Origin of the sequence: Clostridium thailandense (assembly GCF_019207025.1) — a bacterium.
Classification (GTDB): Bacteria; Bacillota; Clostridia; order Clostridiales; family Clostridiaceae; genus Clostridium_AM; species Clostridium_AM thailandense.
Genome location: NZ_JAEEGC010000160.1, coordinates 1 through 6,559, shown reverse-complemented (window position 1 = coordinate 6,559; position 6,559 = coordinate 1). Strand labels below are relative to the sequence as shown.

Genomic DNA, 6,559 nt, shown 5'->3' with positions numbered 1-6,559 from the left:
GCATAATTTTTCTCTCCTTTATCTTTTGATATATATTAGTTATTGATCTAAAAATTTAGAAAGTTGAATTGTGTAAAGTTTACTTCTCTACCTCTTAACTATTTTTGAAAGACTTGTCTCTTTTTTCTATAAATGCTGTCATACCTTCCTTTTGATCATCTGTTGAAAAACATTGTCCAAATACTTCTGCTTCATAGGCGATTCCAGTATCTATATCACACTGCATTCCTCTATTTATAGCTGTTTTACAAAGTTTTACTGCTATTGGGGCTTGTGCTGCTATAGTGTTTGCTAAGGCCTTAACTTCATCCATTAATTGTTCTGGCTCGACTACTCTATTTACTAATCCTATTCTTAAAGCTTCCTTGGCATCTACTATTTTTCCTGTAAAAATAAGTTCCTTCGCCATTCCTTCACCAACAAGTCTTGGTAATCTTTGAGTTCCTCCAAAGCCTGGAGTTATTCCAAGACCTGATTCAGGCTGTCCAAATTTTGCTTTTGCTGAAGCTATTCTAATGTCACAAGCCATTGATAGCTCACAACCTCCACCTAGAGCAAAACCATTTATTGCTGCAATTATTGGTTTGCCCATATTTTCTAATTTTCGAAATACTTTGTTTCCAAGTATTCCAAATTCTCTTCCTTCAATAGTATTAAGGTCCTTCATTTCAGATATGTCTGCTCCTGCTACAAAAGCCTTTCCTTCTCCAGTAATGATTACCGCTAAAATTTCTTTATCTGCATGCAAAGCATCAAAAGCGCTATCTAATTCTCTTAAAGTTTCTGAATTTAGTGCATTTAGAGCTTTAGGTCTATTGAGTGTAACTATCCCAATTTTCCCCTCTTTTACAAAAGTTATATTTTTAAATTCCATATTCCTTCCTCCCTTGAATATAAATATTTTATTGACAAACTTTCCCTGGATTTAATATATTTTTAGGATCAAATGCTAATTTGATATTTTTCATTAATTCTACATAATCTTCACCATACTGCTCGAATAAATATGGTCTCTTAGCATATCCTATTCCGTGCTCTCCTGATACTAACCCATTTAATGAAACAGATTTCTTGTACATGCACTCAAATACTTCTGATAATTTCTTTTCCCATTGTTCATCTGTCATATCATCTTTTAGAACGTATACGTGTAGGTTACCGTCTCCAGCATGTCCAAAACTTCTTATTCTTACATTAAATTGCTCTTGAAGTTCATCTGTATATTTTACGAACTCTGCAACTTTATTTCTTGGAACAACAACGTCGCACTCATCCATATCTGTTGTTGTTGCTTTAACTGCTTCAAGGAACGCTCCTCTTGCTGACCATACTGCTTCTTTTCTTTCATCAGTATCTGTTATATAAACATCTAAAGCTCCCTCATTTAAGCAGATTTGAGCAACTTTATCATAGTCTTTCTCTATCTCTTCTTTACTGTTGCCATCAAATGTTAAAAGTAGATATGCATCCGATGAGTTATCTGGGAATTTCTTTCCTAAAAACTCTTCAGCAGCTAGTATAACTTCTCTTTGCATAAATTCTATAGCTGTTGGTATTGATTTTGATTTTATGATCTTTGGCACTGTATTTATTGCCATTTCAAGATTTGGAAATGGTATTAATAAGCTTATTGCTTTTTTTGGTAATGGTAGTAATCTAAGTACTGCTTTTGTTACTATTCCTAAAGTTCCTTCTGATCCGCATATCATGTCTTTTATGCTATATCCTGAACTGTTCTTAACAACCTTTCCTCCAACTTCTATAACTTTTCCTGTTGGAAGTACTATTGTAAGTCCTCTTACATAGTCTCTAGTTACGCCATATTTAACTGCTCTCATTCCACCTGCATTTGTATTGATGTTTCCAGCGATTGTAGCTGATTTTTCACCTGGATCTGGTGGGTAAAATAAGTCAAATTCTTCAACATATTTACTGATTTCCATTAATAGAACTCCTGGTTCTACTGTTAATGTTAGATTTTCTTCATCTATTTCTAGTATTTTATTCATCTTTGTCATGTTAACCATTATTCCGCCATAAAGTGGAACTGATGCACCAACTAGTCCAGTTCCTGATCCCCTTGCCACTACAGGAATAGTGTTTTCATAAGCATATGTCATTATCTTTGATACTTCTTCTGTACTTTCTACTTCAACTACAGCATCAGGCATTTTGCTTATGCCGCCTAATTCATCGTGACTGAAGTCCTCATTTATATTTTCTCCTATAAATACTCTATCTTCACCTAATAATTCTACTAGGAATTTTATATCATTTTGATCTAACTTTTTATATTGCTTTGCACAATTACATGCCATTTTCCTTACCTCCAAACCATTATTATAATTTAAGTTTCTATAATAAACTTTTTATGCTATACCATTTCCTTCTTTTATGTTGTTTATAAGTCTTGGTATAACTTCATATATATCTCCTACTATTCCATAGTGAGCTACGTTGAATATAGAAGCTTTAGGATCCTTGTTTATAGCTACTATGCAATCTGAATTATTCATACCAGCTGTAAATTGAACTGCTCCAGATATTCCACAAGTAATTATCAATTTTGGCTTTACTGTTCTACCACTTAGTCCAATTTGTTTCTTTGCATCAGCAAAGCCTGCTTCTATAAGTGGTCTTGTTACAGCTACTTGTGCTTCAAGCAAATCTGCTAATTCTTTTATCATTTCTAAGTCTTTTTCTGATTTCAGTGCTCTTCCAACAGCTACTATTACTTCAGCATCTGATATGCTTGTTTCAACTTTTTTCTTAGTTATTTTTAATACGTTTATACTTGAAGTAAGCTTCGATTCATCCATGGATGCAACTGTTATTTTTCCTGATACTGTAACCGATCTTTCTGGTGCATTCATTACTTTGTATCTTACCGTTGCAAGCTGAGGTCTATTATTTGGATTTATGATTTGAGCCATTATATTACCACCGAAAGCTGGTCTTATTTGTACTAAGTCTGTGTTTTCTTTCATGTCAAGTATTGTGCAGTCTGCTGTAAGTCCTGTCTTAAATCTTGCTGCTACTCTTGGTGCAAGTGATCTTCCTATTGTTGTTGCACCAACTAATATAGTTGAAGGTTTTACTTTGTTAACGAAATCTTCCATAGCTGCTGTATATGGTTCTATTCTGAAGTCTTTTAGCTCCTCATAGTCATATACGAATACTTCATCTACTCCGTAGTGTAATATTTCTTCAGCTTTATCTTTTATATCATAACCTACGAATACTGCATAAACAGGATAATTTACTTTAGCAGCTAATTCTTTAGCTTTTCCGATAAGTTCGAATGTTACAGGGTGAATGTCTCCTTCAACATGGTCTACATATACAGCTACGCCTTTCCATAGACTTTTGTCTATAGCTACAACTTCTTCCTCTACGAATTCCATTACTCCTGCCGGTCCTTTTTTTACGCATAGCTTACACATTTTACAGGCTGCATTTATCTCAACTTTTCCATCCTTATCTTCTATAGCACCAAATGGACATATTTTTACTAATTCTTCTATAATTGAAGGATTTAACTTCTCCTGATTAACTAATAATTTTCCCACTTTTATTTCCTCCTTTTAGTCGGAACACAGAGTAGTTAATCCTACCCGCTCCCGCTCGTGAACTACTCGTTAAAGGTCTTTTAGGCCCTTAATCTCCCAACTTTTTGATTATATTTAACATTTATCTCTATTAAAAGTTATCATATACTACTAATTTATTAAAATGACAGTTGACAGCTGGTTTTTTGGAGTAAAAAGAGTAACCTATTAAGCTCAATCAAATAAATCTCGGTATGCAATTTAACTCTGATTTTTTTATTGATTACTGCCAACTGTTTGGGGTATCGCTTTTAAAAGAATATATACTAATTTATAATTAGACAAATTTCAACTCTTTAAGCTTAGCAGCTAACCTATCTGCGATCTCTTCACCAGTCCCATTCCACATTTCTTTATCTGTGTTTACAGCTGGTGGGAATATTCTCTCAACTTGCGTTGGTGATCCATTTAATCCATATCTTTTTTCATTTTGATCTGCAAAATCTTTTAAGCTTAACATCTTAACTTCTCTGTCCTTTGTTTCTAGTTTTTTTCTGTAAGATGGAAGCCTTGGTTGAAATATATCTTTTTCCACTGTTAGCAAACATGGGAATTGTATCTCTGCTACTTCTACTGTATTTGGCATGTCCATCTCTACTGTCATTGATTTATCCTTTAATTCTTCTATTTTTATAACATTAGCTATATGTGGCATTCCTAAGTATTCTGCCATTTCTGGCCCAACCTGTGCTGTATCTCCATCGGTTGTTTGTTTTCCGCAAAGTATTAAATCAATATTTCCCATCTGCTTAACACCTTGTGATATTGTATAAGCTGTTGCTAAAACGTCTGCTCCAGCAAATTTTCTATCTGAAAGAAGAGCTCCTTCATCTGCCCCCATCATATATGCTTCTTTTATTACTTCCGCTGCTTGTGGTGGCCCCATACTTATAACTTTTACTTTTCCACCTACTTTTTCTCTCATTCTTAGTGCTGTTTCTAAAGCATATAGATCATATGGATTCATCTTTGAATCTACACCATCTCTTTTTAATACTCCCGTTACTGGATCTACTTCAACTTTTGAAGTTCCAGGCACTTGCTTTATGCATACTAATATATCCATGTTCATACCTCCAAATTTATTTATACGTTATGATATTTTATATACTCTATATAAAGAAGCGAAAGTTATAATCAACGGCATCTTAAGAAGTCCACTGTTATATTTCACTTCTTATAAACAAATGAAAGATAGCTAAACGTTTTCTATATATCTATAAAAAAATAAACTTATATTTCTATTCCATTTTTTCATATATTTTATATTAGTCGTATGGTATTATGGTCAGGTGGTCATACCACCTTTTTTTATATTTTATCACATGATCTATAAAATTTCTAGTGTATTTATAAAATTTAAATAAATTTTATATCCAACCTCTATTTAATATTATTTCTAAAATCCTAGCATGAGGTGATATAATTCCTAAAACGATTACAAAAACTATACAAAGTTTAAATGTTATTTAATATCCTGTCCTATCCCCCCTGTGAGTACTACATCTCTTCCTGTATTTCTACTATCTAATAAAATTTAGCATCTTCTAATTGAAATGATCAAAATTTAATATCCCAAGTGGAATAATAAATTAGCCAATTAGAACCAAAGCAATGAAAAATAATAAGAATATATTTATTCCTTCTAGGCAGGTATTGTGGTACGACCACTAGACGATTTGATTCTAGCACAATATTCATACAATTGCTACAATAGTTATTTTATTAACACCAATAAATCAATTAGATAAGTTTATGTGACCATTGCATAATAAACATTTCTATTCCTCTATTTTCTCAAGACAAAAAATTAATTTCTCTAGTAAATAATTTTAAAAAAGTCAAAATTGTTATTTAATTAACAATGTTACTTTTTATTCAAATTTAAATTCTATGCTGTTTTTTCGCTGAATTAAATAATTTATTCTTATGTTAAAATGTGACAACTCTCAAATACTTATTTACATTTTAAACATTACAAAAACAGAGACAAACTTCACATTCTTTTATACAAATTGTTTTGTAAAGAATCTTTAAGAATATCAGTGAAGTATATGTCTCATAAAAAATTTTAACACAAATCACCTTTATCCTCCATTAGAGCTATTTAACACTATATATTGAATTACCTATAATTTAAAGCTGAAAAAGGCTATTGTTCCTTAATCTCTTAAAGAAATATGCGCAGTATATCTTCTACAACTTCTGATATTTTATGATTTCTATTGCCTAAATTAACTAACTCGTTATTATCTTTTATAACATGCAATTTTCTATCAACTAATATATTTATTTTTCCCTTCTCATAATACAATTCAATACCTTCATTCTTTATTTTACCCCTTCTTTCTAATTCCCATGATAATCTTGTGTACATTTTTATCTCCCCCTTTTATCCATGATACACGGCTATCTGTAAAACTTCTTAGACTATTAAAGCTTTAAGTTTTACATTATATAACAAAAACAATTTTCCCCATTCAATGTTGAACACATATTATAGTCAAACAATGTAAATTATGAAAATAAAGTTTTCTGAAGTAAGTTCAAAACTCGTTAAAAAAGTATTTCAGTAATATTCGAAAGTAAAATAATAGATAAAATATTTGAAGAAATTCAATTCAAAATCTTAAATTAAGGCTTTCAAGATTTCGAATATGAACATAATAAGTGGAGTACAGCACTTATTGCTCGGGACAATAAATCCATTAAGCGATTTGAGTATCAGAAGTCTCTTTTGGTGTGTATGTAAGTTATGTCAATAACGCATTTTTAATTATAGATACCCACACCAGACAGTTAACTTATACGCAGGGATATATTTACATTCTGGAAGACACATTTAAATACTTTAGACTTGTCAAAAGTATTTATAGTGCTGGAAGAATGTCAATATATCCCGAAGCATAAGTTAAGTGTCGGCCGTGGATGTCTATAGTGCGACAGACAAT

The 6,559-nt window shown here is 31.7% G+C and carries 5 protein-coding genes; all 5 read right to left on the bottom strand.

Annotated elements, in window-relative coordinates; translation table 11 throughout:
- Positions 1-94 precede the first annotated feature (94 nt).
- The 5 genes from I6U48_RS25125 to I6U48_RS25105 all read right to left on the bottom strand — a co-directional run bounded on the left by I6U48_RS25125 (position 95) and on the right by I6U48_RS25105 (position 5,985).
- A complete protein-coding gene (locus I6U48_RS25125) occupies positions 95-874 on the bottom strand; it encodes a short-chain-enoyl-CoA hydratase (RefSeq protein ID WP_218323220.1) in 780 nt (259 codons plus the stop codon).
- Between the two features lie 28 nt (positions 875-902).
- Positions 903-2,318 (bottom strand): FAD-binding oxidoreductase, encoded by a 1,416-nt coding sequence (locus tag I6U48_RS25120; protein ID WP_218323219.1) that lies wholly within the window; start codon positions 2,316-2,318, stop codon positions 903-905.
- 51 nt (positions 2,319-2,369) lie between these two features.
- Positions 2,370-3,569 carry an electron transfer flavoprotein subunit alpha gene (locus I6U48_RS25115; RefSeq protein WP_218323218.1) on the bottom strand — a complete coding sequence of 400 codons (1,200 nt, stop codon included), beginning with the start codon at positions 3,567-3,569 and terminating at the stop codon, positions 2,370-2,372.
- 316 nt (positions 3,570-3,885) lie between these two features.
- Positions 3,886-4,674: an electron transfer flavoprotein subunit beta/FixA family protein gene (locus I6U48_RS25110; RefSeq protein ID WP_218323217.1), complete on the bottom strand. Its 789-nt coding sequence runs from the start codon at positions 4,672-4,674 to the stop codon at positions 3,886-3,888.
- A gap of 1,104 nt (positions 4,675-5,778) precedes the next feature.
- On the bottom strand, positions 5,779-5,985 hold the full coding sequence (locus I6U48_RS25105; RefSeq protein ID WP_218323216.1) for a hypothetical protein: 207 nt from the start codon (positions 5,983-5,985) through the stop codon (positions 5,779-5,781).
- Positions 5,986-6,559: the final 574 nt, after the last annotated feature.